The sequence below is a fragment of the Campylobacter sp. CFSAN093233 genome (genome assembly GCF_011068165.1).
Lineage (GTDB): Bacteria > Campylobacterota > Campylobacteria > Campylobacterales > Campylobacteraceae > Campylobacter_D > Campylobacter_D jejuni.
Genome location: NZ_JAAMWY010000002.1, coordinates 1 through 25,783 on the forward strand (window position 1 = coordinate 1; position 25,783 = coordinate 25,783).

The 25,783-nt window shown below is 30.8% G+C and carries 25 protein-coding genes and 1 pseudogene; 10 read left to right on the forward strand and 16 right to left on the reverse strand.

From position 1 onward, the window contains the following. The first annotated feature begins 670 nt into the window (after positions 1–670). The 4 genes and pseudogenes from FBF15_RS01310 (at position 671) to FBF15_RS01320 (ending at position 2,016) form a co-directional block, all read left to right on the forward strand. Positions 671–765: pseudogene (locus FBF15_RS01310) on the forward strand (hypothetical protein). Positions 766–849: 84 nt separating this feature from the next. After that, positions 850–975, forward strand: a complete 126-nt coding sequence (locus FBF15_RS09860; protein WP_002852480.1) for a hypothetical protein — start codon at positions 850–852, stop codon at positions 973–975. A 218-nt stretch (positions 976–1,193) separates the two neighbouring features. Next, complete coding sequence (locus FBF15_RS09585; protein WP_032591225.1) at positions 1,194–1,457, forward strand: hypothetical protein; 264 nt, start codon at positions 1,194–1,196, stop codon at positions 1,455–1,457. Between the two features lie 4 nt (positions 1,458–1,461). Then, the gene (locus FBF15_RS01320) at positions 1,462–2,016 is read left to right on the forward strand and encodes an RNA-guided endonuclease TnpB family protein (protein ID WP_002780048.1); all 555 of its coding nucleotides are present in this window, start codon (positions 1,462–1,464) and stop codon (positions 2,014–2,016) included. 91 nt (positions 2,017–2,107) lie between these two features. Here FBF15_RS01320 and FBF15_RS01325 read toward each other — a convergent pair whose 3' ends face one another. Beyond that, positions 2,108–2,791 carry an energy transducer TonB gene (locus FBF15_RS01325; RefSeq protein WP_002859789.1) on the reverse strand — a complete coding sequence of 228 codons (684 nt, stop codon included), beginning with the start codon at positions 2,789–2,791 and terminating at the stop codon, positions 2,108–2,110. A gap of 324 nt (positions 2,792–3,115) precedes the next feature. On the opposite strand from FBF15_RS01325, the gene cfrA reads away from it, so the two are divergent. The 6 genes from cfrA (at position 3,116) to FBF15_RS01355 (ending at position 10,411) form a co-directional block, all read left to right on the forward strand. Beyond that, positions 3,116–5,206 carry a TonB-dependent ferric enterobactin receptor CfrA gene (gene cfrA, locus FBF15_RS01330; RefSeq protein ID WP_165434534.1) on the forward strand — a complete coding sequence of 697 codons (2,091 nt, stop codon included), beginning with the start codon at positions 3,116–3,118 and terminating at the stop codon, positions 5,204–5,206. Positions 5,207–5,506: 300 nt separating this feature from the next. Then, positions 5,507–6,301, forward strand: a complete 795-nt coding sequence (locus FBF15_RS01335) for an HrcA family transcriptional regulator (RefSeq protein WP_011049776.1) — start codon at positions 5,507–5,509, stop codon at positions 6,299–6,301. Next, a complete protein-coding gene (gene grpE / locus FBF15_RS01340; RefSeq protein WP_002859792.1) occupies positions 6,298–6,825 on the forward strand; it encodes a nucleotide exchange factor GrpE in 528 nt (175 codons plus the stop codon). The genes FBF15_RS01335 and grpE overlap by 4 nt, the downstream gene beginning before the upstream one ends. Positions 6,826–6,846: 21 nt before the next feature. Continuing rightward, positions 6,847–8,718, forward strand: coding sequence for a molecular chaperone DnaK (dnaK, locus tag FBF15_RS01345; protein WP_002869842.1), 1,872 nt, complete (start codon positions 6,847–6,849; stop codon positions 8,716–8,718). Between the two features lie 259 nt (positions 8,719–8,977). Beyond that, entirely contained in the window at positions 8,978–10,000 is a 1,023-nt protein-coding gene (locus FBF15_RS01350; protein ID WP_002868517.1) for an MBL fold metallo-hydrolase, read from the forward strand. A gap of 69 nt (positions 10,001–10,069) precedes the next feature. After that, entirely contained in the window at positions 10,070–10,411 is a 342-nt protein-coding gene (locus FBF15_RS01355; protein WP_002852534.1) for a cupin domain-containing protein, read from the forward strand. Between the two features lie 23 nt (positions 10,412–10,434). On the opposite strand, the gene FBF15_RS01360 is transcribed toward FBF15_RS01355, so the two are convergent. The 15 genes from FBF15_RS01360 to FBF15_RS01430 all read right to left on the reverse strand — a co-directional run bounded on the left by FBF15_RS01360 (position 10,435) and on the right by FBF15_RS01430 (position 25,765). After that, positions 10,435–11,226: an FkbM family methyltransferase gene (locus FBF15_RS01360; protein ID WP_165434535.1), complete on the reverse strand. Its 792-nt coding sequence runs from the start codon at positions 11,224–11,226 to the stop codon at positions 10,435–10,437. Between the two features lie 5 nt (positions 11,227–11,231). Then, complete coding sequence (locus FBF15_RS01365; protein WP_002874183.1) at positions 11,232–12,401, reverse strand: pyridoxal phosphate-dependent aminotransferase; 1,170 nt, start codon at positions 12,399–12,401, stop codon at positions 11,232–11,234. Positions 12,402–12,573: 172 nt separating this feature from the next. Next, complete coding sequence (gene cysE, locus FBF15_RS01370; protein WP_165434536.1) at positions 12,574–13,212, reverse strand: serine O-acetyltransferase; 639 nt, start codon at positions 13,210–13,212, stop codon at positions 12,574–12,576. Further along, positions 13,213–15,048 carry a biosynthetic arginine decarboxylase gene (gene speA, locus FBF15_RS01375; protein ID WP_010891885.1) on the reverse strand — a complete coding sequence of 612 codons (1,836 nt, stop codon included), beginning with the start codon at positions 15,046–15,048 and terminating at the stop codon, positions 13,213–13,215. Further along, positions 15,045–16,271, reverse strand: coding sequence for a histidine--tRNA ligase (gene hisS / locus FBF15_RS01380; protein WP_038816821.1), 1,227 nt, complete (start codon positions 16,269–16,271; stop codon positions 15,045–15,047). Before hisS ends, speA begins: the two co-directional genes overlap by 4 nt. Then, on the reverse strand, positions 16,268–16,846 hold the full coding sequence (gene tmk / locus FBF15_RS01385; protein ID WP_038816820.1) for a dTMP kinase: 579 nt from the start codon (positions 16,844–16,846) through the stop codon (positions 16,268–16,270). Before tmk ends, hisS begins: the two co-directional genes overlap by 4 nt. Beyond that, positions 16,837–17,313, reverse strand: a complete 477-nt coding sequence (coaD, locus tag FBF15_RS01390) for a pantetheine-phosphate adenylyltransferase (RefSeq protein WP_002852633.1) — start codon at positions 17,311–17,313, stop codon at positions 16,837–16,839. Before coaD ends, tmk begins: the two co-directional genes overlap by 10 nt. Positions 17,314–17,352: 39 nt before the next feature. Continuing rightward, on the reverse strand, positions 17,353–17,916 hold the full coding sequence (locus FBF15_RS01395; protein WP_002860748.1) for a UbiX family flavin prenyltransferase: 564 nt from the start codon (positions 17,914–17,916) through the stop codon (positions 17,353–17,355). Continuing rightward, positions 17,913–18,575, reverse strand: a complete 663-nt coding sequence (flgA, locus tag FBF15_RS01400; protein ID WP_002876101.1) for a flagellar basal body P-ring formation chaperone FlgA — start codon at positions 18,573–18,575, stop codon at positions 17,913–17,915. The genes FBF15_RS01395 and flgA overlap by 4 nt, the downstream gene beginning before the upstream one ends. An 83-nt stretch (positions 18,576–18,658) precedes the next feature. Next, entirely contained in the window at positions 18,659–19,435 is a 777-nt protein-coding gene (locus tag FBF15_RS01405) for a MetQ/NlpA family ABC transporter substrate-binding protein (RefSeq protein ID WP_002852406.1), read from the reverse strand. A gap of 9 nt (positions 19,436–19,444) precedes the next feature. Further along, the gene (locus FBF15_RS01410) at positions 19,445–20,215 is read right to left on the reverse strand and encodes a MetQ/NlpA family ABC transporter substrate-binding protein (protein ID WP_002859805.1); all 771 of its coding nucleotides are present in this window, start codon (positions 20,213–20,215) and stop codon (positions 19,445–19,447) included. A gap of 48 nt (positions 20,216–20,263) precedes the next feature. Continuing rightward, on the reverse strand, positions 20,264–21,037 hold the full coding sequence (locus tag FBF15_RS01415) for a MetQ/NlpA family ABC transporter substrate-binding protein (protein WP_002859806.1): 774 nt from the start codon (positions 21,035–21,037) through the stop codon (positions 20,264–20,266). 192 nt (positions 21,038–21,229) lie between these two features. Next, positions 21,230–22,141, reverse strand: a complete 912-nt coding sequence (locus tag FBF15_RS01420; RefSeq protein ID WP_002852518.1) for a methionine ABC transporter permease — start codon at positions 22,139–22,141, stop codon at positions 21,230–21,232. Further along, on the reverse strand, positions 22,138–23,148 hold the full coding sequence (locus tag FBF15_RS01425) for a methionine ABC transporter ATP-binding protein (protein WP_038816819.1): 1,011 nt from the start codon (positions 23,146–23,148) through the stop codon (positions 22,138–22,140). The genes FBF15_RS01420 and FBF15_RS01425 overlap by 4 nt, the downstream gene beginning before the upstream one ends. A gap of 4 nt (positions 23,149–23,152) precedes the next feature. Beyond that, the gene (locus FBF15_RS01430) at positions 23,153–25,765 is read right to left on the reverse strand and encodes a valine--tRNA ligase (protein ID WP_165434537.1); all 2,613 of its coding nucleotides are present in this window, start codon (positions 25,763–25,765) and stop codon (positions 23,153–23,155) included. Positions 25,766–25,783 lie beyond the last annotated feature (18 nt).

Here is a 25,783-nt window from a genome sequence, read left to right on the forward strand (position 1 = left end):
CGGACTTGTTAATTCTACTTTATCTTATTCTTATAGATTTAAAATCTTAGTTTTTATATGTCAATCGTTGTTTTTATATTTAATTATTTTTTTATGTTTATAGGTTTAATTAGCTTGGGTTGATTTAATTTGTAGTTTTATATTTAAATTGATTTGTTGTGTTGTCAGCTTAGCTATGGTTGTTGATTGGCTTGGGTTAATTTAATGGTTGTTTGAGTTGTTTAGTTTATATGTTTTTATATCTCAATTATTCTTTTTATTTATTGAATCTTTTGTATCAATAATTAATCTTTATGTTTACTTGTATAGGTTTATTTATTCAATCTATTTTTATGTGTCAATTGTTCTTTATATGTCTAGTTTATATTTTATTATGTAGGTTGGGTTTGTTCAATAATTGGGTTGGATTTTTAATCACTCAAGTTTATTTTATAGTGTTTATTGAGGTTTATGGGTTGGGGGTTGTTTATGATGAAATAAATATTACTGTAAATACATGCAAGGGTTTAGTGTTGTCTAAAAAAAGATTACTTGCTTTAAATTTATCTTTTTTTATTCAATAAAACTCTCACTTCTTAAGTGGGAGATGAATTGCTTACAGTGTTAGTTGTACGGCTCTAGTTAGGTATTTGACATAATCAGTATTTTTATAGAATACCTATGCGGAATAATGCTAGAAACTCTTAAAAAATATGCAGAAAATCAAGGCATAGAAGATAATTACCCTAAGAAAAAATATATAACCAAAAAGAAAAAAAGCCCTAATGGAACAAAGCAATGCAAATAACCAAAGGTTTTAAATATAGAATTCTACCTAAACAAAGAACAACAAAAGCTTATTAATCATCAATGTTTCATCTATATCAAGCCTATAATATTTGTTTAAATTTACAGCAAGAGCAGTGGGATAAAAATAAGAATTTAGATAAAAAAGATAGGAGTTATTTAAAGGCAAGTAAGATAGATAATCAATAAAACTAGCCTTATAAAAGCAAGAGAATTAAGCTATAAAAGTGTTGTAACCCAACAAGCAAGGATTAATCTTCTCGTGCCTTAGAGCAAGCAATTAGAGATAAAAAAAAGGCTTTCCCAAATTTAAAAACTCTAAATTTGCAAAGCAAAGCTTTAATTGGAATAATCAAGCTTACAAAATCAAAGATAGTGATACTACTAAGTTTAAGATATTTAGACTTATGAATACATTTTTTAAAATGCGTTATCACAGAGATTTACCAAATACTTATAAGTTTAATCAAATCACTATTATCAAAAATCACAATAAATACTATTTAGCTTTTAGTATCATTTATGATGAATCAAATGTTTCTTTAATATCTAGCAAAGATTTTGATATTAAAAAAGCAGTTGACATTGATTTAAATATCAATGAGATTACCTTAAGCAGTGGAGAGTTAATAGCTACTAACTTAAAGCTACTTAGTAGAGCTGAATATTAAAAGATTGCAAAGAAAACAAAGCAGGAGAATATTAAAAACAAAAAAGGAGAAAACAAAGTTAAGCCATAATTTCAAAAAAACACAATTAAAATTAAATAAAATCTATGAAAAAAGTTCAAATATCAAAAAGGATAGTTATCACAAGATAACTTCAAAACTCATACAAGAATTTGACTTGCTAGCAGTTGAAGATTTGCAAATTAAGAATATGTGTAAAAGAGCTAAATTAAAGAATATAAAAGCTAAAAGTGGTTTAAATAAATCTATTCTTAATACTTCATTCTATCAATTCTCTCAATATCTAGAGTATAAAGCAAAGCATAATGGCAAATTCTTTATAAAAGTCAATCCACAATATACAAGCAAAACTTGTAGTGTATGTGGAAATATCAAAAAAAATCTTATGTTTAAAGATAGAGTGTATCTTTGTGAAAAATGTGGCAATACTTTACATAGAGATATTAATGCTGCAAATAATATCTTAAAGCGTGGATTAAAGTCGTTTGGGTTAGGAATTAGCCTTGAGGACTATAAACTCAAAGCCTTTCGAATTAGCTAATACTAGTTAGCTTTAGCTAGGAAGCTTCTACTTCTAAGCGTTAGCAAAGCTGGAGTGATTTGTATTAAAAATAGAGTATATTGTGAAAGATTTAGCTTAATTTATATACCAATGGTATTTTTATATGAAAAGTTTTTTCATATTGTGGAAATTTTTTAGAAGCTATGCGTATAGTTTCTAAAGCACTTTTATTTAGAAAATCATATTTTGAAGGCTTAAGTATTTTTAAATTTTCTAATTTCTTTTCTTTTGTCCAGGTAAATTCTACAAGAACCTCCCCACTCATACGCATTTTTCTAGCTTGTCTAGGGTAGATTAGGGCTTCATCGATTGCTGATTTTATTTCTTTTAAAAGCTCACTATTACTAGTTAAAGATACGCTTTGGTAAGAGCTGGCTTGTGGAGTTTGTTGCTGCATGTTTGTATCTTTTTTGGGTTGACTTATTGCCTTTGCATTTGCTGGAGGGATTATTTTTTTAGGTTTAGCGATAGGTTTTTCTTTTCTCGGTTTTATTTTTTTTATTTCTTGCACAGGTTCTTTGGGTTGCACATTCGAAGGCTCTTGTATAGTTTGTGTAGGTTGTGTCGGTTTCATATCGGAGGAATTTTGTACAAAATGTTTGATTGCCATATTAAATTTATTTTCTTTAATAGTTTCATTGGGTTGTATGTGTAAAAAATCTTTAGAATAAAGAAAAACAAAAAATAAAGGTGTAAAAACAAATAAAGTGATAAAAGAAGATTGGTTTTTATGATTGCTTATAAATGTTTTCATCTTTTACTCCGTTATGATTTTATTTTTTGATTTAAATATCTTTATTTCTTAAACACATTCTATGATAAATTGTTTAAAAAGATAAATTTTGAAACAAATTTCACAGAGAAAAATAACAATCAAATAATCAAGCTTGTATCTAAAAGATATTTAATTTTTGCTATTTACTTCTCTAAAAAAACTTATATTTTTAAGAATTATAGCAAGAAAAAATAAATTTTTAATTAATACTAATTATCACAATTGATACAAAATTTATCTTAAATTAATAATTATTATCATAATATTTTGATTTCTAAATCAATATTTAACAAAAGGAGAAAAATGAAAAAAATATGTCTATCAGTTTGCGCCATTGGTCTCTTAAGCTCCAATGCCATATCGCAAAATGTAGAACTAGATAGCTCAATCGTTAGTGCTTCTGGCTTTACTCAAGATATTAAAGAAGCTCCTGCTACTATCAATGTTATCAGTAAAAAAGAATTACAAAGTAAGCCTTATAGAGATGTTGCAGAGGCTATCGCAGATATCCCAGGCGTTGATTTATATGCTAGCAAGGGAAAAACAGGTTCTTATAATATTACTATGAGAGGTATTACGGGATATACTTTGGTTTTGATTGATGGACGCCGTCAGGGTATTGGTGGGGAAGTTGGTCCTAATGGCTTTAATGAAATTTCAAATTCTTTATTGCCTCCAATTTCTAGCATAGAAAGAATAGAAGTTATAAAAGGTCCTATGAGTACTTTATATGGCTCCGAAGCTTTAGGCGGGGTGGTAAATATCATTACCAAAAAAGTAAGTGATAAATGGGAAACTTCTGTAAGCTTGGACGCTCTTTTAAATGAAAATAAAGATTGGGGCAATACTTATGGAACAAGTATTTATTCTAGTGGTCCTTTGATGAATGACAAATTGGGTCTAACACTTCGATTTAGAGAATTTTACAGACAGCAATCTAATGTTGAATTTACAAATGGAAGTGGACAAAGAGTTCAAGGAGATCAAGCTCAAAGTCCCACAAAAGCAAATAATTTTAATATAGGAACAAGAGTCAGTTATTTGGCTAATAATTATAATACCTTTATATTTGATATAGATTTTTCAAGAAATCATTACGATAACAAACAGGGTCAATTAGGAACCATCACAAGCCCAGGTAGTGCGCCAGGTAGCTTAACGGGTGGTTATGCAGATATTATGGAAGTTGATAAATTTGTGACTTATTTAAGCCATGAGGGTGTTTATGAAAACTTTTCTATCACTTCTGGTTTGCAATACAATAGGGTAAGCAATGATGGCCGTGAAGTCGTAGGGCAAGCTACACAGCCGTTTTTGGGAGAAAATAGAGATATAGTCGCAGAAGATATTATCTTAGATACTAAGTCTGTCATTCCTTTGGGACAAAGTCATATTTTAAGCGCAGGTGGTGAATATAGGCTTGAAAAAATGCAAGATAAAATAGCTAATCCGACCAATTTTGATCAGTATTTATTGGCAATATTTGCAGAGGATGAGTACAGCATAAAAGATAACTTAAGATTGACTTTTGGAGCAAGATACAATCATCATGAAATTTTTGGAAATAATATTTCGCCAAGAGCTTATCTAGTTTATAATCCTACTGATGAACTTACTTTAAAAGGCGGTGTATCTACGGGTTTTAGGACTCCTTATGCAAATCGTTTGATAAATGGAGCTTATAATTATAGTGGTCAAGGTAGATTTCCTATATATGGAAATCCTGATTTAAAAGAAGAGACATCTTTAAATTATGAAATAGCAGCTATTTACAATAATGATTTGTTTTATGTTTCTGCGACAGGTTTTTTAACAAATTTTAAAGATAAAATTTCAACCCAAAAATATAATAAAGACAATATGATTCCAGGAATTGGTATTTGTGGTGTTGATAGATGTTTTAAGGCAATCAACCATGGCAAGGTCAAATATAAAGGCATAGAGCTTGGAGCAGGGATAAGCCCTCTTGATAATTTAAATGTAAATTTTGCTTATACTTATCTTGATAGTGAGGTTAAAGAAGCACAAGATAAAAGTGTGATAGGTAAACCTGAACAGGATAGTTTAAAACACAATATCATGTTAAAAACTGAATACAGCTTCTATAATAAAATTACCCCTTGGATAAAAGGCGAATGGCAAATAGATCGCTATATGGGTGATACTAATATAAATAGGGAATATTATAAGGATATCTTTTTAGCTTCTATGGGTGTGCGTTATGATATCAATAAGCAATGGAGTATCAATGCAGCTATTTATAATCTTTTTAACAAAAGTTTTACAGATGGTTGGGAATCTTATCAAAATAGCGGTGCTCCTACTTGGGTCAATACTTACAATCGTATAGAAGAAGGAAGAAGAATATATATTTCCATTAATGGTAGTTTTTAAGCTTTGATAGAAAAGCCAAAGAGCTTATAAAGGCTTCTTTGGTTTTTTGTTTATAGCATCTTGTGCTTTTAAAAAAGTTAAATTATCGAATCTATTTAAAATTTCTTATCTAATTATCACCCTGTTTACCAATCTTGAAATATATCCTATCCTTATAAAAAAGTAACTAATAAAACTTTAGTTATATAGACTAAATAAAATTAAGTATATTTTTTTATATTTATACTTGACAAAATAACACTCAATGTTGTATAATATATCTAGCAATCAAAAAATAGAGTGCTAGATATAAAGGAAAACATGATGAAAAGTCGAGATAAAAAGGATTTGATTTTAGAGTCTATTATCCAAACTTATCTTTTGGATAATGCACCTATTGGTTCTAATGAATTAAATTCAAACCTTTGTATACCTGCTTCGACTATACGCGTTTATCTTAAAAGACTTAGCGATGAGGGTTTGATCACTCAGCTTCATATAAGTAGTGGTAGAATTCCTACTATTTTAACGATGCAAAATTATTGGCAAAGTTTTTGGGAAAAAGAACAAGATAAAAATATCCATATCAAAAACGAAAGCTTTTTGAAAGAGTTAAGTAAAGAATTTGAAATTTATTGTCTTGTTTATGGAGGTAGAAGTTTAGTACTTAAAGAAGTACTAGATCTTAATACTAAATTTATAGTGCTTGATTTTGAAGATGAAGAGCTGGTTTTAAAATACGAAAAAGAAGCGTGGAATTTTTTACAAAGTCTTATAGGGCTTGATCTTTCTAGTATAGAAAAAATAGCTTTGAGAGTTCATTTTATAGATCTTGTAGAAAAAATAGCTAGCTTAAGACAAAATTTGATTTGCTATAGAAGTAATGAAGAAAGAGCTTATCAAATTTATCAAAATGATGAATTTGTTAAGCTCTTAGATTGTCAAATTCACCGTCATTTTAAAGAAAGTCTTGAATTTGAACCTTTATTTAAAGAAGGTTTTATGGGGCTTAAGGTAGATGCGCAGTTTTTGGGCGAAGATGTAAATATTATCTTAGCAGGTAGTGTTTATACGGATTATAAAAAGATATTACAATACATAAAGGAGGCGGCATGAGCGAACAAAAGCAAGAAATTGAAAATGAAAATGCACAAAATTCTGAAAATTTGCAGGATGATTTGCAAGATAATGAAAAAAACGAAACAAATGAATTACAAAAAGAATTAGAGGAATTAAAAGATAAATATATGCGTGCAAACGCTGAATTTGAAAATATTAAAAAAAGAATAGAAAAAGAAAAGCTAAGTGCTATGGCTTATGCAAATGAAAGCTTTGCAAAGGATTTGCTTGATGTTTTAGATGCTTTAGAAGCAGCTGTTAATGTCGAATGCCAAGATGAAATTAGCTTAAAAATCAAAGAAGGAGTGCAAAATACTTTAGATTTATTTCTTAAGAAACTTGAAAAACATGGGGTGGCTCTTATCAAAGATGAAAAAGAGTTTGATCCTAATTTACACGAAGCAATGTTTCATGTAGATAGTGAAAACCATCAAAGTGGTGAAGTGGTTCAAGTGCTTCAAAAAGGTTATAAAATAGCCGATCGCGTGATCCGCCCAACCAAAGTTAGTGTAGCAAAATAAATTTTAATAAAAGGATAAAAAATGAGTAAAGTTATAGGTATAGATTTAGGAACAACCAATTCTTGTGTTGCTGTGTATGAACGCGGCGAGAGCAAAGTAATCCCAAACAAAGAAGGAAAAAACACAACTCCTTCAGTGGTAGCTTTTACAGATAAAGGCGAAGTTTTAGTAGGCGATAGTGCAAAACGCCAAGCGGTAACCAACCCTGAAAAAACCATTTATTCTATCAAAAGAATTATGGGTTTAATGATCAATGAAGATGCGGCTAAAGAAGCTAAAAATAGACTTCCTTACCACATCACCGAAAGAAATGGTGCGTGCGCAATAGAAATCGCAGGTAAAATTTATACTCCGCAAGAAATTTCAGCGAAAGTTTTAATGAAACTAAAAGAAGATGCTGAAGCTTTTTTGGGCGAGAGTGTTGTAGATGCGGTTATTACTGTGCCTGCGTATTTTAACGATGCACAAAGAAAAGCAACAAAAGAAGCAGGAACTATCGCAGGACTTAATGTATTAAGAATTATCAATGAGCCTACTTCAGCAGCTCTAGCTTACGGACTTGATAAAAAAGATAGTGAAAAAATTGTGGTTTATGATCTAGGTGGGGGAACTTTTGACGTTACTGTGCTTGAAACTGGCGATAATGTAGTAGAAGTTTTAGCAACAGGTGGTAACGCTTTCTTAGGTGGTGATGATTTTGATAATAAACTTATCGATTTTCTAGCAAGTGAATTTAAAGATGAAACAGGCATAGATCTTAAAAATGATGTTATGGCTTTGCAACGCTTGAAAGAAGCAGCAGAAAATGCTAAAAAAGAATTAAGCTCAGCTAATGAAACTGAAATTAATTTACCATTTATCACAGCTGATGCGAGTGGCCCAAAACACTTGGTTAAAAAACTTACTAGAGCTAAATTTGAAGGTATGATTGATTCTTTAGTGGCTGAAACCATCACTAAAATCAATGAAGTAGTAAGCGATGCAGGGCTTAAAAAAGATGAGATCAAAGAAATCGTTATGGTAGGGGGCTCTACTCGTGTTCCTTTAGTGCAAGAAGAAGTGAAAAAAGCCTTTAATAAAGATCTTAATAAGTCTGTAAATCCTGATGAAGTTGTGGCTATCGGTGCGGCGATTCAAGGTGCGGTTATAAAAGGTGATGTAAAAGATGTGCTTTTACTTGATGTTACACCGCTCTCTTTGGGTATAGAAACTCTAGGCGGGGTAATGACTAAGATTATCGAAAAAGGTACAACTATTCCAACTAAAAAAGAGCAAGTTTTCTCAACCGCTGAAGATAATCAAAGTGCTGTAACTATCAATGTTTTACAAGGGGAAAGAGAATTTAGTCGTGATAATAAATCTTTAGGAAATTTTAATCTTGAAGGAATTCCACCAGCACCACGCGGTATGCCACAAATCGAAGTTACTTTTGATATCGATGCAAATGGTATTTTAACTGTTAGTGCAAAAGATAAAGCAACAGGTAAGGCTCAAGAGATCAAAATCACAGGTTCAAGCGGACTTAGCGAGGAAGAGATTAATAACATGGTAAAAGATGCTGAACTTCACAAAGAAGAAGACAAAAAACGCAAAGAAGCTGTAGATGCTAGAAATGCAGCTGATAGCTTGGCGCATCAAGTAGAAAAATCTTTAAGTGAGTTGGGTGAAAAAGTTGCCGCTGCTGATAAAGAAAATATTCAAAAAGCTCTTGATGATTTGCGTGAGACTTTGAAAAATCAAAATGCAAGCAAAGAAGAGATTGAAAGCAAAATGAAAGCTTTAAGTGAAGTTTCTCACAAACTAGCTGAAAATATGTATAAAAAAGATGAGCCAAACACAGCAAATGATAAAAAGAAAAAAGATGACGATGTAATCGACGCTGAAGTTGAGTAATCTTAAAATCTCTATTCAAGCCTTTTTAAAAGGCTTGAAAATTTTTTAAAATTTTAAAAAAATGACAAAATCTGTAAAATATAATTTTTTTATTAGCTTGCTACCTAATTTTTCATTGATTTTTTAACCAATTCTTTTTGAAGTTCTAATTTAAATTAGACAATTCATTTTAGTGTAAGCAAACTAAAAAATTAGCAATAAAATAAAATTAATCTAAAAACTTTTTAGATATAATCTTAATAAACATAAAAGGAAAAATTTGAATTTATCATTTAAAACCTTTGATATTTCCAATACACAACGATCAAAAGCTAAAAAAGTGCAGGGTAAAAAATATGAAATTTTTCTTAATGAAAATGAGCACAGTCTTATAACTCCTAAAGTGTCTTTTAAAGAAATTTTGAGGTATTATTATCTTTATCCAAAAAATGCCATCCCTTCTTTTAAGTTACCTTTTTTCAAGCCTGATTTGAGTGGTTTTAGCACTCCGCATATTACTTGGCTTGGACATTCTTCGCTTTTTATAAGTTTTAAAGAATATAAAATTTTGATCGATCCTGTTTTTAACACTCATGCTTCGCCTATTTCTTTTATTAACAAGGCTTTTAAAAATGCTCCTGTTTATAATGTAAATGATTTTAATGAAATTTTTGCTGTGATTATCACGCATTCACATTTTGATCATTTAGATGCTAAGAGTGTCAAAGCTTTAAAAGAAAAAGCACGATTTTTTATCACACCTTTAAAAGTGGGAAATTATCTAAAAAGCTATGGGGTGAGTGAGAAAAAAATCATAGAGCTTGATTGGTGGAGCGGCATAGAATTTGGTGATTTAAAAATCATTGCAACACCTGCACAACACAGTTCAAGCAGGGGAGATGGTAAAAACAAAACCCTTTGGGCTTCTTTTGTGATGGAATTTTTAAGTGTAGATAAGAGAGTGTTTTTTAGCGCAGATGGAGGGTATTTTACACATTTTAAAAAAATAGGTGAGTATTTTGGAGATTTTGACTTAGCTTGTCTTGAAAGCGGACAATTTAATATCGCCTGGCCATATTCACACTCTTTTCCTGAGCAAATTTTAAAAGAAGCAAAAGATCTTAATGCAAAAGCTGTCATGCCTATACATTGGGGGAGATTTTTAGCAGGAACTCATGCATGGAATGAGGTGGTAAAATTTCTTTATGAAAATTTAGATTTACCCCTTATCACACCAAAAATGGGCGAGGCTTATGAAGTAGGAGCTAAATTTAAACAGGATTTTTGGTGGAAAGAAGAATAAATTAACACAAGTTTATAATTTATATTTTGGCTTTTGCTATAGTTTTATAAAACTAAAAAAGGAGATTTTGTGAAAATCATTCAATGGAATGGAGCGGAATTTAGCCCAAAAGAAGTGAAAATCAATGTTTTAATTGATAATGAAAAAGGTAAAGAAATTCAAATTTTATTAGCTAAAGATAGCGTGATGAAAGAGCATAAAGCTCCTTTTGCTATACATGTTCAAGTTTTAAGCGGTAAAATTTGGTTTGAAGTGGAAAAGGAAAAATTTGAATTAAATGCTTTGGATATGATAAGCCTAGAGGCAAATGTAGCGCATTCTTTAGGTGGATTGGAAAATTCTATAATAAGATTGAGTTTAAATAAATCAGATAGTGTTCAAAGGGTAAATGCTGTGCTTAAAAAGCCTTAGCCATAAGCCTTTTATTTTAAGGTTTATGGGTTTGAAGAACTTAAATGGTTAATTACAGGATCTGCCTTATAAATAGCCAAGATATTAATTCCGGATTGAAAAATTTCATATTCTAAATTTTCTAATATATTGATAATATCTCGAGTGTTTGATTTAATAATTTCAATTTGTAAAATAGGTTTAAAAGTTTTAATATGATTTAAACATCCTAATATAACTTCTTGTTCCATGCCTTCTACATCTATTTTAATAAGATCTAATCTTTTAAAATTTAAATTATCAAGTTTTAAATAAGGAACTTTTTCTTTTTTTTGAGGTATTTGTCCTATAAATTCATTATTGTTTTGAGATTTTAATTCTAAGCTTCCAAAAGAAGCTTTTTGAGTATAATCAGGAGTTAAAATTTCAAGTTCATTTTGATTTTTTTCAGGGTTTCCAATGGCTGCATGTATTGCCTTAGCATTAAAACAATTATTAATTGCTATATTTCCTGCTAAAGCATAAAAAAGTCTTTCTTGTGCTTCAAAGGCTAATATCCCCCCCCCCCAGTTATGCATTTCTATAGCCCACTTAATAGTGTGAGCTCCAATATTTGCACCGCAATCTATGGCAAAGACATTATCTTTGTAGTATTCTCTGCGTAATTTTAAAAGATTAATACAAAGATCAATTTCCTCTGGATCAAAACTGCCGTAATTTAAAAACTGAAAACCAACTCCATAACTTCCTTGAGGCGTATCATGTCTATCAAGATGATTAATAATCATAGATCCATTATTTGTAGCTGCAAGTATAAAAGGTAAAGGTCTTTTCATGGAAACTACTTATAATTTGCAATAAAATGACTTATTCTTTCTAAACCTTTTTCGATGAGTTCATCGCTTGTGGCATAAGAAAGTCTAAAGTATCCATCCGTGCCAAAACCTATGCCTGGAACAACGGCAACTTTTTCTTGTTCAAGTAATTTTTGGCAAAATTTCATAGAATCTTTTTCTATTTTTTGTATATTTACAAAAAGATAAAAAGCACCTTCTGGTTTATAAACACTGATATTTGGGATTTGTTTAAGCATATCTAAAGCTAAGTTACGGCGTTTTTCAAAGGCTTGACGCATTTTTTCTATATCTTTATCACATTTCCCATTTAAAGCAGGAATGGCTGCATGTTGAGTAATGGAGCAAATATTTGAAGTGCTTTGTCCTTGAAGTCTTTTAACGGCTGAAATTAGGGCTTTATTTTTGCTTGCCATATAGCCAAAACGCCATCCTGGCATAGCTCCACATTTGCTAAGTCCGTTAATAGTCACAGTACGTTTTAAAGCGTCTTCGCTTACACTTGCAAAAGCTACAAAATCAAAACCATCATAGCGAAGTTTTTCATACATTTCATCACTTAAAACGGTAATTTGAGTTCCTTCTAAAACTTTAGCAATTTGAGTTAATTCTTCTTTAGAATAAATCGATCCTACAGGATTTGAAGGAGAATTTAACATTAAAACCTTGGTTTTAGCTGTGATAGCTTTTTTTAGTTGTTCAGCGGTAATTTTAAAGCCATTTTCTTCTAAGCCTTCTATAAATACAGGTTTTCCACCTGCAAATTTTACCATTTCAGGATAGCTTACCCAGTAAGGACTAGGGATAATCACTTCATCATCTTTTTCTACTAAGCATTCTATACATTCAAAAAGAGAGTGTTTTGCACCTACATTGGTGATGATTTCATTTGTTTCATAATCAAGATTATTATCTTTTTTAAATTTGGTTTGAATAGCTTTTAATACTTCAGGAATTCCTGCAACAGCAGTGTATTTTCCACATCCTTTTTCAATAGCACTTATAGCGGCATTTTTGATGGTTTGTGGTGTGTCAAAATCAGGTTCACCCGCTGAAAAACTAATGATATCCTCGCCTTTGGCTTTAAGTTCATTGGCAAGTGCAGTGATAGCTAAAGTGATAGATTCTTCTAAAACTTGAGATCTTTTTGTAAGCATTTTTCAATCCTTAATAATTTTTGTTTAATTTTAGCAGAAAATTGCATTTTTACAATAAATTTAATTTAAAAATGAGTTATAAATTTCAATAAATGTGAAAATTTGTATTAATTTTTTAGGAAAAATTAATACGCATAATAATACATATAATTTTATGTATTATAAAAAATTATTATTTTTGTGATTCAGGTTGTTTTAATATAAGATTTTCAAGTTCTAAAATTTTCTTTTCTAACTTTTCTAGTTTGTCATCGCAATTTGCATCTATAGCTCTAATGTTTTTATTTTTACGCTCTTCGATAATATAAGCAGGAATTCCAACGGCAGTTAAATTTGCACCTACATCTTTAACCACTACAGCATTTGAGCCTATTTTGGCATTTTCTCCTATGGTGATATTGCCAAGTACTTTTGCGCCTGAGCCTATGATCACTCCTTTTTTTATGGTTGGATGGCGTTTAGTACCTTTATCAAGGCTTGTTCCACCTAAAGTAACGCCTTGATAAATTAAAACATCATCTTCTATAATTGCTGTTTGACCTATAACCACTCCATTGGCATGATCTATAAAAATACGCCTTCCAAGTTCTGCTCCAGGGTGCAAATCTACCCCAGTTAAGAATTGTGAAATTCCGCTAATCATTCTAGCAATGCGTTTAAAATTTCTTATGTAAAAAAAATGTGCAAAGCGGTAATTTACTACAGCCCATACTCCAGGGTAATTAAAAAAAAGTTCTATACAAGAATTAAAAGCTGGATCTTGTGCCTTTGGCTGAGAAAAATCTTCTTTTATAATACCCCAAAAATTCATCTAAACTCCTATGCTTTTTAAATAACCATTATCATTTAAGAAAAGATAAAGTTCGCCTAAAATATGCTTTTTTTGCTTATCATTTACAAGCTTAGAATTACTTATGCGTTCATTAAGTATATCCATGATAGCGTGTATATCATAGTCTAAATCTTCTAAGGTATCAAGTATGGATTGCGCTTCTATAATCCCCTCGACTTCATAGCCTTTTTCATTGATGCTTATAATAGCTTCAGTAGGATGAGTAAAAAGATTGTGTTTCATTCCAAGTACTTCTTGATAGGCACCTACAAGAAAAAACCCTAGAAAATAATTTTCTTTTTCTACATCTACATCGTGCAAAAATAAAGGTTTATCTTTAGAGTATGAAATTTCTCCATCGCTATCACAGGTTATATCCCAAATACTTGCACTTCGTGTCGGTTCTTCATCTAAGCGATCAAGTGGCATGATGGGGAAATTCTGTTCTAAACCCCAAAAATCAGGCATGCTTTGAAAGAGCGAAAAATTTACCAAATACCTTTCTTGCACTTCATCTTGTATGGCAAGTAAATCCGCAGGATTTTGCTTATCGCCTAAAAGCAAGATGGCTTTTTTTGTAATCAAATGAGTTAAAATTTCAGCATTGGAACGATCTTGTAAATCCACATAGCCCAAATCAAAAAGAGTTAAAATACTCTCTAAATGATCTATGCTATCGTGCAAGTATTCTAAAGCATTGGAAGGTTTTATACTTTTATAAAGATCATAAAGCTCATCGATAAGTTTTGGATTTTGTTTTTTAAGTATGAGTTTGTTTTCTGCGTATTCTTGAGAAAAAAGTTCTAATACAGGAGCGATTAAAACAGCGTGATTAGCTGCTACAAAACGTCCACTTTCTATGAAAATATCAGGCTCTAAATCTTTTTTTTGTTCGGCTATGTTTTTTAGGATAAAAACTACATCGTTAGCGTATTCTCTTAGGGTGTAATTTCTACTTTTTTCATTTTTAAATTGTGAGTATTCCACAGCTAAACCGCCACCAAGATTGATAGCTTTTAGATTTTTAGCTCCCATTTTTCTAAGTTCTGTATAGATATTTCCTGCTTCATTTAAGGCTTTTTTCAAGGGGTGAATTTCGGTAATTTGTGAGCCTAGATGAAAGTGAATCATGGTAAATTGTTCTAAAAGTTTGTTTTCTTTGAGTAAATTTACCGCTTCTATGAGTTCAGTGGATGTAAGTCCAAATTTAGAATTAATCCCACCACTTTTTGCCCAAATTCCAACTCCAGCAGAATGCAAACGCACGCGTAAGCCTATATTTGGTTTAGGTTTAAAGCGTTCTTTAGCTATGTCTATGATAGCTTCAAGTTCATTAAGTCCTTCTATGGTTAAAGTGATATTATGTCCCATTTCAGCTGCGATAAAGCCTATGTTGATAAGTTCTCTATCTTTAAAGCCATTTACGGTAATAGGTGCGCCTTCGTTATTATAAGCCATAGCGAGTAAAAGCTCTGCCTTAGAACCTGCTTCAAGTCCATAGTTATAGTCTTTTCCAAGTTTTACAAGATTTTTTACAAAACCAGGGTATTGATTGACCTTTAAAGGATAAACAGCGTTAAATCCTCCTTTATAGCCAAATTCCTTTCTTGCTTTATTGAAATTTCCGTAAATATTTTCAATTTGTTTTTGGATAAGATGAGGAAATCTTAAAAGTAAAGGCCCCTTGTATCCATCATCTCTTAATTCTTTAACTATATCAATAATAGCAGGTTTTTTCTCGTAATTGATACAAACTTTACCATTTTTGATAATGAAATTTTCATTTCCCCAAATATCAATACCATAATCCATCATAAAACCTTCTTTAAGTCTGAAATTTTAATCATTTTTTCTTCTTTTTTTGCTAAATTTTTATAAAACAAACTTTCATTTTGTGCTTCATTTTCTCCCATGCAAAGAAAAATTTCAGTATTATTTTTATCCGCGTTTTCAAGATGTTTGGCTAGTTTTCTTGCTTCATAGCTTAAAAGTACTTTATATTCTTTTCTTAAATTTGTAGCGATATGCAAAAGTTTTTGGATATAAATTTCATCCATAGCACAAAGATAAATTCCTTCTCTTTGAATCTTTTCTTCTTTTTGTTCTAAAATAGTTATAATTCTTTCTATACCCATGGCAAAACCTATACCATAGCCACTTTTTCCACCTAAATACTCTATAAGTCTATCGTAGCGTCCTCCACCTGCGATAGCAGCCTTTGCTCCTATTTCATCGCTTATAAATTCAAAAGCCGTTTTAGAATAATAATCCAAACCCCTCACAAGTTTTGAATCTAACTCAAATTTAACTCCATTATCCTTTAAAATTTGTTGCAGTGTTTCAAAGTCTTTTTGGCAAGAGGTGCATAAATTATTGATCAAAAGCGGAGCATTTTCAAGCAAATTTTGACAATGCTCATTTTTACAATCTAAGACACGAATAGGATTTAAATTTTTTCTACGCAAACAATCTTCACAAAAACCTTCTTTGGAATCTAAGAATTCAACGAGCCTATCGCGGTATTTTGGCAAGCATTGTGAGCAGCCTAAAGAATTAAGTTGAAGTTTAAAATCAATACCAAGGCGTGAGAAAATTTCTACTAGCATTAAAATAATGCTTGCATCTTCATAAACATTAGGTATGCCAAGGCTTTCAACTCCAAATTGATGAAATTCTCTTAAGCGACCCTTTTGAGGTCTTTCATAACGAAACATAGAACCATGATAAAACCATCTTTTCACACTAGTGTTTTTATCGAGTTTTTTTTCTATATAGGCACGCACCACCCCAGCAGTTCCTTCAGGACGCATGCAAACATGATTTTCACCTTTATCGATAAATTCATACATTTCTTTACCTACTATATCAGAACTTTCTCCTACGCTTCTTTTAAAAAGGGTGCAAAGTTCTAAATGCGGTGTATTGATAAAAGTAAAGCCATAGTTTTTAGCTACTTTTTCGCAGGTTTTAATCACTTTTTCATAATAATATGCATCTTTATCTAATAAATCTTTCATTCCTTTTAAAGCGTTAATCATTGTAAAAATTCCTTTATTTGTTGGTGTAATTTTTCTTTACTTTCTTTTGCGTCAAGTGTTAAAATTTCTACAGAAATTTTTTCTTTTAAAAAATGAAGCACTTTTTCGAGTTTGTCCTGTACACTTAAAAAATACTCAATGCCACGTTTTTCTATACTATCTAGTTCTTTTTGACTGAGGCGTTCTTGGATAAGGTTTGCATCTCCTTTTAAAAAGATAATTTTTTGTGGAAAAAAATTTTCTAAAGCAAAACTATTTAAAGCAAAAAGAAAATCGTTTTCAAAATCTTTGGCATAAGCCATGCCTGAAATAAAACTTCTATCGCTAATAATGAGTTTGTTTTGATTGGTTTTTAAGATTTCTTCAAAATGTTGAGCACGATCAGCTAAAAAAAGCAAGAGTTCAGCTCTTTTGTTAATAGGATGAGTTTTATTAAGTAAAATTTCTCTTAAATGTTTTCCAAGTTCTGTTCCGCCAGGTTCGAGTGTGAAAATGGCATCTTTGTAAATTTCTTTTAAAAGTGAAATTTGCGTACTTTTTCCTACGCAGTCAATACCTTCAAAAACTACATACAAGATTGATCCTTTAAAAAAGGTAGAATTTCTTTTGGAACAAGAGAACTTACATCACCCCCATGTGCTACTATAGAACGCACAATAGAACTTGAAATAAAAGCATGTTTTAGACTTGGCATAAGATAAATGGTTTCCATATCTTCCCAAAGTGCGTGATTTGCATAGCCAATTTGCAATTCGTATTCAAAATCACTCACTGCTCTAAGTCCACGGATTATAGTATTAACTTTTAATTCTTTGGCTAAATCTACAAGTAAATTATCAAAAGCAATGATTTTAACATTTTTTAAATTTTGTGTTGCGAGCAGGGCTAGTTCTTTGCGTTTTTCTAAATCATAGCAAGGTTTTTTATGTTCACTTTTTGCTATGGCAACGATGACTTCATCAAAAATTTTTAAAGCCCGTTTTATAACATCTAAATGCCCGTTGGTAATAGGATCAAAAGTCCCAGGATATAAACAAGTCATTTTTGCTCCAATTTTTTTTAAAAATATAACAAATTTAAACTAAAAATTTTGCCATTTTTCATATAAATTGTGTTTTATTTCTAAAAGATCTAACCATTTACCTGCGATAAAATTTTCCATTTGCTCTAGATTGTTTGCTTTAGAATAGCTTGCGATAATAGGAGGGGCGATAATAACTCCCATTTGGCTAAGTTTTAACATATGTTCTAAATTTAAAGTAGAAAAAGGCATTTCGCGTACGCCTAAGATAAGTTTTTTTCTTTCTTTTAAGGCCACTGCTGCAGCACGCATTAAAAGAGTGTCTGCAAAACCAGCGTGAATTTTTGCTAAACTTGAAATTGAACAAGGAGCAATGATGGTTTTTTCTATTCCAAAAGATCCACTTGCTACACTTAGACTTAAATTTTTATCATCTAAAAAATAAGTGTATTTAAAATTTTCTTGACAAATTTCTTCTAAATTTGCTTGATTTTCAGTTTTGAAGCTAAGTTTTGCACCTTGGGTTAAAATGCAATAAAGTTCGCATTGGTTTTCTAGATTTTTTAATAATTTTAAGCCTAAATTGACACTGCTTGAACCAGAAATTCCTAATAAAACCTTCATTGTATAATCATCCTATTTTTACCCACTACGATGCCTTGCATAACTTTACCTTCTTTGTTTTTTGCACGAATCCTTTCGCCCATATTTGCACTTTGCAAAGCCACAAGTTCGATTAAAACATCAACATTTGCTTCGCTTAAAATCCCGATTATAGGATCATTTCGGCGTATTAAAGCTGTGGTTTTAAACATATTTGCTCTTAAAATGGCGTTTTTGTTAATATTGCTTTTAGCTACAAGATTATCTACATCATCTAAGGTTAAGGCATTTAAAGGAACTTTATCAAAATCAATCAATACGCTTTTATAGTCAAAAGCTCCAAGTTTATCTCCTCTTTTTATAGCGCGTTCGCTTTTTAAAACTTCTAAATTTGCTTGAATGAAATATCTAAAAAATACATTTTTTTGTATATTTTGCGGAGTTTTAAATTCAGCCCTTAAAAAGCCTTGTGCTTGATTAAAACGCCCATTAGCGATTCTTAGAAATTCATATTGATCAAAATCTTTAGGCAATGATGTTATTTTTAAATCAATTTGAGAAATTATAATTTTAGGAAAATTATTTCTAAATTCTTTAGCTAGTGCTGTTTTGATTTCTTCTAAACTAGCTGCTTGGATATAATTTATCACAATAAAAAAAGTTAAAAAAATAATTTTCATTTTTATCCTAAGAATTATAATGCAATAAATAGTATTTTAGCTTTTATAAGTTTAACAAAGCCTTTAGAAGGCTTTGTATAGAGTTAAAAAGTAGGGATAACAGAGCCTTTGTATTTTTCTATGATAAAATTTTTAATTTTATCGCTTGTTAAAATTTCTTTAATAACAAGACTTTTTTGACTTGTTTCTTCACCTTTTCTTGTAGCTAAAACAATAGCATATAAACTATCTTTATCTTCCATAAAAATACCATCTTTTAAAGGGTTTAAGCCTGCTCCAAGAGCATAGTTTGTGGTAATAATAGCCAAATCAGTATCATTTAGGGCTCTTGGAAGTTGTGCGGCTTTAAGCTCTATAAATTTAAGTTTTTTTGGATTTTTACTTATGTCAATAGGGGTTTTAAGGGTGCTTTGACTTTTAAACTCTATTAAATTTGCTTTAGCTAGTAAATCAAGAGCTCTGCTTTCATTGGTAGCATCATTAGGTATAGCGATTTTAGCACCATTAGGAATGTCTTTTATATCTTTTATGGAGTTAGAATATATAGCCATAGGAACTAAAACAATAGCACCTAAAGAACTTAATTTTGTTCCTTTGTGGGTATTAAAATCATCTAAAAAAGGTTTATGCTGATATAAATTTGCATCTAAATCTTTTTCATTTAAAGCGATGTTAGGTATATTATAGTCATTAAATTCCTTAACTATTAACTTCCAACCTTTTTCTTGAAATAAGGGTTTAGAGAAATTTAAAATTTCAGCATAAGGCGTTGGTGTTGCACCTATGATTATGGTTTTATCCGCCCCAAAACTAAGGCTAATTGTAAATAAAACACTTAAAAATATTTTTTTAATATTCATATTATACTCCTAAAAAGCTGGGATTAATATATCTTTATAATGTTCATTAATGATGGCTTTAAATTTATCGCTTCTTAAAATTTCATCAATTACTTTGGTTTTTTCGCTATTTTTATCTTCTGAGTGTACCACAACATAATTTACATAAGGGCTATTTTTATCTTCCCTAAAAATAGTATCTTTACTTGGATTCAGACCGGCTCCAAGTGCGAAATTAGAATTAATTATAGCAATATCAACATCATCTAAAGCTCTTGGAAGTTGTGCGGCTTTAAGTTCTATAAATTTAAGTTTTTTTGGATTTTTGTTTATGTCCAATGGGGTTTTTAGAGTATTTTTGTTAAGCTCTATTAATTTTGCTTTCTCTAAAAGCTCTAAAGCTCTGCTTTCATTGGTCGCATCATTAGGTATAGCAACTCTAGCACCTTCTTTAAGATTTTCTAAATTTTTGATTTTTTTACTATAAACTCCTACTGGAGCTATAAGTACAGGCGTTGTTGCAATTAAATTTGAACCTTTTTTTAGGTTGTATTCTTCTAAAAAAGGTTTGTGTTGATATAAATTTGCATCAAGTTCTTTTTCCTCTAATGCACGATTGGGCAAAATATAGTCTGAAAATTCTACTATTTTAAGCTCATACCCTTTGTTTTTAAAATCATCTTTCATTAGTTCTAGTAAGCTACCAAAAGGATTTGGAGTGGCTCCTATAGTAATGTTTTGTGCAAATAGGCTAGATAAATTTAGAATATAAGCGAGTATAATAATTTTAAATAAATTCATAAAAACTCCTTTGTATTTAAGAAAAAAGTCCCTAGGTAAGGGACAAAATTAAAAAGCAGGTAAAACAGATCCGTTGTATTTTTCTATGATAAATTGTTTGATTTTATCACTTTGTAGAGCTTGGATTAAGGCTTTGATTTTTGGATCGTTTTCATGTCCCACTCTTACAACAAGAATGTTTGCATACGGGCTTTCTTTATCTTCGATAAATACGCTATCTTTTGCAGGATTTAGATTTGCAGAGAGAGCGTAGTTGGAATTAATTACAGCAAAATCAACATCATCCAAAGCTCTTGGAAGTTGTGCGGGCTTTAATTCTACAAATTTAATTTTTTTAGGATTGTCTATAATATCAAGAGGTGTTTTTAAAGCCTTATCTTTAAATTTTACCAAACCTTTTTTTGCAATAATATCTAAAGCTCTACTTTCATTGGTTGGATCATTTGGAATGGCGATTTTAATCCCTTCTTTAATATCATCTAGACTTTTGTATTTTTTGGAGTAAACAGCCATAGGTTCTATGTGTATGGCAGCTACTTTGATAAGTTTGGTGCCTTTGTTTTTATTAAATTCTTCCAAATAAGGAGTATGTTGGAAAAAATTTGCATCGGCTTCTCCGTTATCAACAGCTAGATTAGGTAAAACATAATCCGTAAATTCTTTGATTTCAAGTTTATAGCCTTGTTTTTCTAAATCAGGTTTTACTTGTTCTAGGATTTCAGCATGAGGGACGGGAGTTGCTGCAACTGTGATGGTTTCTAATGCATTTGCATTAAGACTTAATGTTAAAATACTTGCTATAAATAAAGATTTGATTTTCATTTTTTTCCTTTTTAGTCATTTTGTGCTTGCTTTAATCTTAATAAATTCACTCTGACTATCAGGAAGAAGTATATAAAAACTTGTTGATAGTCAGATTAACGCATCTGATACATCATTTTAATTCCTTATAGTTTTTTGTTTAAATTTTACTTAAAAAAACTTATATTTATCTTAAAAGGAGATATAATCTCCTTATTTTTTGAAACCTTTATAAAGCAAACTTCCTAAAAATAAGATAAAAACAATTACTTGCCAAAAGAAATTTTCATCATTGTTTATATTGATAACTATACTAACTCCAAGTAAAATCAATAGAGTGGCAATGATATATGTAGTTTTACTATTTTTAGCCCAAGTATAAAATAAATTACCTAGAATTTGAACTAACTGAACTAATATAAGTAAAATAACTACAGTTTGAATCATAACTTCTTTGTTAAATCTTTCATAACCATAGCGAATAGCGACATCTCCCAAACCTCCACCACCGACAGTTCCAGCAAGAGCAGAAAAACCAATGGTAAAGATCAAAGTTAGGGTAATTCCGCTAATTATAGCAGGAAGGGCCTCACTAAAGATAACCTTGAAGATAATTTGAATATTGCTAGCACCATAACTTTTTGCTGCTTCTATGATTCCTTTGTCTATTTCTTTAAAAGCGCTTTCAAGCATCTTTGCCAAATAAGGAGCTATTCCGATAGCTAAAGGAACTATGGCAGCATTTGTACCTATGCTTGTGCCTACTATGATTTTAGAAAGTGGTAAAAGAACAACTATAAGAATTAAAAATGGAAAGGCGCGTAATATATTGGTAATAAAATCTAAAATACTATAAGCGATTTTATTTTCTTTAATTCCATTTTTATCCCAAATAGCAAGTAAAATTCCAGGAATGATAGCCAATAAAAATCCAAATAGTACAGCCATTAAACTCATATAAATTGTTTCATTAAGTGCAGGTTTTAAAATGTTTTCATAATTTTCATTGAAACTCGTGATAGAACTTAAACTCACTTCTTTAATATCCTGCCAAGAAAATTCATTAAAAAATTGAGAAATTCTACTAAAAAAAGCACTGACAATAGAGATGTTTTCTTCATTCATGATGCCACCTCCCATAATACTCCACTTTTTTCTATGTAATCAAGAACCTTGTCTTTATCCTTTTCATTTATATTTATAACTAAATTTCCCAAGGCTTTTCCATTCAGTTTTTCTATTTTACCCCAAACTATGTTAAAGTCTATATTTAGAGTTCTTGCCATATGAGTGATGACGCTATTTTGGGCAACTTCTTTTGGAAAGTAAAGTTTGATATTAAGTCCGTGCTCAGGCAAGAAGTCGCTTTCTCCTAAAAATTCTTTCATTTTGACATTAGGCCTTAAAAAAAGCTCATCAATTGCTCCACTTCCTATGATTTGTCCATGTTCAAGTAATAAAGCTTTTTGAGCTATGTCTTTTACCACATCCATTTCGTGAGTTACTAAAACAACAGTAATCCCAAATTCAGCATTGATTTTAGATATAAGCTCTAAAATATTTTTTGTAGTGTTTGGATCAAGAGCCGAAGTAGCTTCGTCACTAAGTAAAATTTTTGGGTTTAAAGCTAAGGCTCTAGCAATAGCAACGCGTTGTTTTTGCCCTCCGCTCAGTTCTCTTGGGTAGGATTTGTTTTTATGATCAAGCCCTACGATTTCAAGTAAGGAATTGACTTTTTGGGCAATTTCTTTTTCGCTCATGTATTCTTTATTAAAAAGCTTGGCATGAAATTTACACTGAGTATAGTGTGTTCTTAAAGGCATAGCAACATTTTCAAATACATTTTTGCGCTCCATTAGGGCAAAATTTTGAAAAATCATCCCTATATCTTTTCTAAGCATTCTTAACTCTTTTGATTTTTTTTGACTTAAATCTTTAATTTCTTGATCAAAGACTTTTAAACTTCCTTCTTGATAATTCTCAAGTCCATTAATACATCTTAAAAGAGTGGATTTTCCAGCTCCACTATGACCTACTATGGCGTAAATTTCACCCTTTTTAATCTCCAAAGAAACATCGTTTATCACGAGTTCCTTGCCATAATATTTTTTTAAATTTTTTATTTTTATCAAATTTTTAACCTCTTAGATTTTGAAGTTCAACTGATATTTTTTCAAGTTGAATTTTTAAATTTTCTAGAGCTTCTTTATTTTGCTCCACCACCTCTTTAGGTGCGTTAGCGATGAATTTTTCATTTGAAAGCATGGAGTTAAGCTTGAAACTTTCTTTTTCAAGCTTATTTTTTTGATTTTCAAGTCTTGTTAAAATACCACTTAAATCAACATTTTCAAGCGTAATAAAAATTTCTAAATTCTCGCTAACATCACATATTGCCTTTGGTAATTTTTCTTCACTAAATTCTATTTGCTCGCACTTTGCGAGCATTATGATAAAATTCATATAAGCTTTGATTTCATCTTTGATTTTTTTATCGTTAAATTTGATATAAGCTTTTTCTATTTTAGAATTTCCAAGATCGATTAAACTTTTAGCACGGCGGATACTAACTATGCTTTCTATGAGCAAAGAAAAGATTTTTTCTATATTTTTATCTTGTTCTTTAAATTTTGGATATTTGCTTATCATAATAGAAGGGCTTGTTTTAAGTTCTGTATCGCTTAGTTTGTGGTATAAATACTCGCTGATAAAAGGCATGAAAGGATTTAAAAGTTTTAAAGCTTCTTTGAAAATACTACCAAGTTCTTTAACGCTCGATTTTTCGGCTTTGCTAAGCTCTATACCCCAATCGCAAAAATCATCCCAAAAGAATTTATATAGAGTATTGGCTGCATCATTAAAGCGATAATTGTCTAAATTTTCTCTTACATCCTTAACACAAGTTTGAAATTTGGCATAAATATATTTTGCTAATTCTGAATGAAGTGTGATATTTTCCAAATCTTCAAATTTACTTTCATTTAAAAGCAGATAATTTGTAGCATTATAAATTTTATTTGTAAAATTTCTAACTTGTAAAAGTTTATCATTGCTAAGTTTAATATCGCGTCCTTGTATAGCAAGAAGTGCTAAAGTAAAGCGTAAAATATCAGCACTATATTCTTTAATGCTTTCATTTGGATCGATGACATTTCCAAGGCTTTTACTCATTTTTCTACCTTGCTCATCTTTCACAAGAGCATGTAAATAAATATCTTTAAAAGGAAGTTGATGTAAGGCATTAGTGCTTTGAAACATCATTCTAGCCACCCAGAAAAATAAAATATCAAAACCTGTAATGAGTAAAGAATTAGGGTAAAAATCTTTTAAATCCTTTTCAGACCAAATTTTATCTTTACCCCAATTTTCATTTCCCCAGCCTAGAGTACTCATAGCCCAAAGTCCTGAAGAAAACCAAGTATCAAGTACATCTTCATCTTGTTTGAAATTTTGACTTTGACATTTTGGACAAGTTTTAGGCGTATGTTGGCTTGCCCATTCATGAGAGCATTCGCAATAATACACAGGAATTTGATGCCCCCACCAAAGTTGTCTTGAAATACACCAATCTCTTAAATCTTTCATCCAAGCATTAAAGCTATTTATCCAGTGATTTGGGTAAAATTTGCTTTCTCCAAGCGCAACTTTTTCTATACTTTCTTGGGCGATTTCTTTTTTTACAAACCATTGTTTGGAGATATAAGGTTCAACTATATTGTTGCAACGATAACAATATCCTATTTGATTGTTATGCTCTTCTATTTTTTCTATAAAACCAAGACTTTTAAGTTTGGCTACGATTCTTTCTCTTGCTTCTAAGCGTTCTAAACCTTGAAACTCTAAACAATGCTCGTTTAAAATTCCTTTTTCATCAAAAACACTTATAAAATCTAAATTATGTCTAAGTCCTACTTCATAATCGTTCATGTCATGAGCGGGAGTAACTTTTACAACTCCTGTTCCAAAATCTTTTTCTACATGTTTATCGGCTATGATTTTAATGGCTTTTTTGCTTATAGGCAAAATCACTTCTTTGTCCACAAATTTAGTATAGCGTTCATCATCAGGATGCACCATAACTGCAGTATCGCCAAAAAAAGTTTCAGGACGCGTTGTGGCTACTACTAAAAATTCATCGCTATCTTTTAAAAAGTATTTAATATGATAAAGTTTTCCTTTGTTTTCTTTGTATTCAACTTCTATATCACTTAAAGCGCCATCATGGGTACACCAATTTATCATGTAGTTTCCACGTACAATAAGTCTTTTATTATAAAGTTCTACAAAGGCTTTTTTTACGGCATTAACCAAACCTTCATCCATAGTAAAACGCAAGCGACTCCATGCAGGAGTGATGCCTAGTGTTCTCATTTGGTCTAAAATTTTTCCACCGCTTTGCTCTTTCCACTCCCAGACTTTTTCTATAAATTTCTCTCTACCTAGTTCTTCTTTTTTAATGCCTTGAGCAAGGAGTTGTTTTTCTACAACATTTTGAGTGGCAATACCTGCGTGATCAAGCCCTGGTTGATAAAGAACCTTATAGCCATCCATTCTTTTGTAACGCGTCATAATATCTTGCAGAGTAAAAGTTAAAGCATGTCCTATGTGTAAAACTCCAGTGACATTAGGAGGAGGCATCATAATGCAGAAATTTTTATCTTTTTCTTGTATGGTTTTATTGCCATCGATTTCAAAATATCCGCGTTCTTCGCAAATTTGATAATACTCTTTTTCTAAATTTTTATCATACATTATTTGCCTTTATTGTTT

Bases quoted from the DNA above. Each gene is read 5' to 3' on its own strand.
- FBF15_RS09860 (WP_002852480.1), top strand. From the start codon at position 850: ATGTTTCATCTATATCAAGCCTATAATATTTGTTTAAATTTACAGCAA.
- FBF15_RS09585 (WP_032591225.1), top strand. From the start codon at position 1,194: ATGAATACATTTTTTAAAATGCGTTATCACAGAGATTTACCAAATACT.
- FBF15_RS01325 (WP_002859789.1), bottom strand. From the start codon at position 2,791: ATGAAAACATTTATAAGCAATCATAAAAACCAATCTTCTTTTATCACT.
- cfrA (WP_165434534.1), top strand. From the start codon at position 3,116: ATGAAAAAAATATGTCTATCAGTTTGCGCCATTGGTCTCTTAAGCTCC.
- FBF15_RS01335 (WP_011049776.1), top strand. From the start codon at position 5,507: ATGATGAAAAGTCGAGATAAAAAGGATTTGATTTTAGAGTCTATTATC.
- grpE (WP_002859792.1), top strand. From the start codon at position 6,298: ATGAGCGAACAAAAGCAAGAAATTGAAAATGAAAATGCACAAAATTCT.
- dnaK (WP_002869842.1), top strand. From the start codon at position 6,847: ATGAGTAAAGTTATAGGTATAGATTTAGGAACAACCAATTCTTGTGTT.
- FBF15_RS01360 (WP_165434535.1), bottom strand. From the start codon at position 11,226: ATGAAAAGACCTTTACCTTTTATACTTGCAGCTACAAATAATGGATCT.
- FBF15_RS01365 (WP_002874183.1), bottom strand. From the start codon at position 12,401: ATGCTTACAAAAAGATCTCAAGTTTTAGAAGAATCTATCACTTTAGCT.
- cysE (WP_165434536.1), bottom strand. From the start codon at position 13,212: ATGAATTTTTGGGGTATTATAAAAGAAGATTTTTCTCAGCCAAAGGCA.
- speA (WP_010891885.1), bottom strand. From the start codon at position 15,048: ATGATGGATTATGGTATTGATATTTGGGGAAATGAAAATTTCATTATC.
- hisS (WP_038816821.1), bottom strand. From the start codon at position 16,271: ATGATTAACGCTTTAAAAGGAATGAAAGATTTATTAGATAAAGATGCA.
- coaD (WP_002852633.1), bottom strand. From the start codon at position 17,313: ATGACTTGTTTATATCCTGGGACTTTTGATCCTATTACCAACGGGCAT.
- FBF15_RS01395 (WP_002860748.1), bottom strand. From the start codon at position 17,916: ATGAAGGTTTTATTAGGAATTTCTGGTTCAAGCAGTGTCAATTTAGGC.
- flgA (WP_002876101.1), bottom strand. From the start codon at position 18,575: ATGAAAATTATTTTTTTAACTTTTTTTATTGTGATAAATTATATCCAA.
- FBF15_RS01405 (WP_002852406.1), bottom strand. From the start codon at position 19,435: ATGAATATTAAAAAAATATTTTTAAGTGTTTTATTTACAATTAGCCTT.
- FBF15_RS01410 (WP_002859805.1), bottom strand. From the start codon at position 20,215: ATGAATTTATTTAAAATTATTATACTCGCTTATATTCTAAATTTATCT.
- FBF15_RS01415 (WP_002859806.1), bottom strand. From the start codon at position 21,037: ATGAAAATCAAATCTTTATTTATAGCAAGTATTTTAACATTAAGTCTT.
- FBF15_RS01420 (WP_002852518.1), bottom strand. From the start codon at position 22,141: ATGAATGAAGAAAACATCTCTATTGTCAGTGCTTTTTTTAGTAGAATT.
- FBF15_RS01430 (WP_165434537.1), bottom strand. From the start codon at position 25,765: ATGTATGATAAAAATTTAGAAAAAGAGTATTATCAAATTTGCGAAGAA.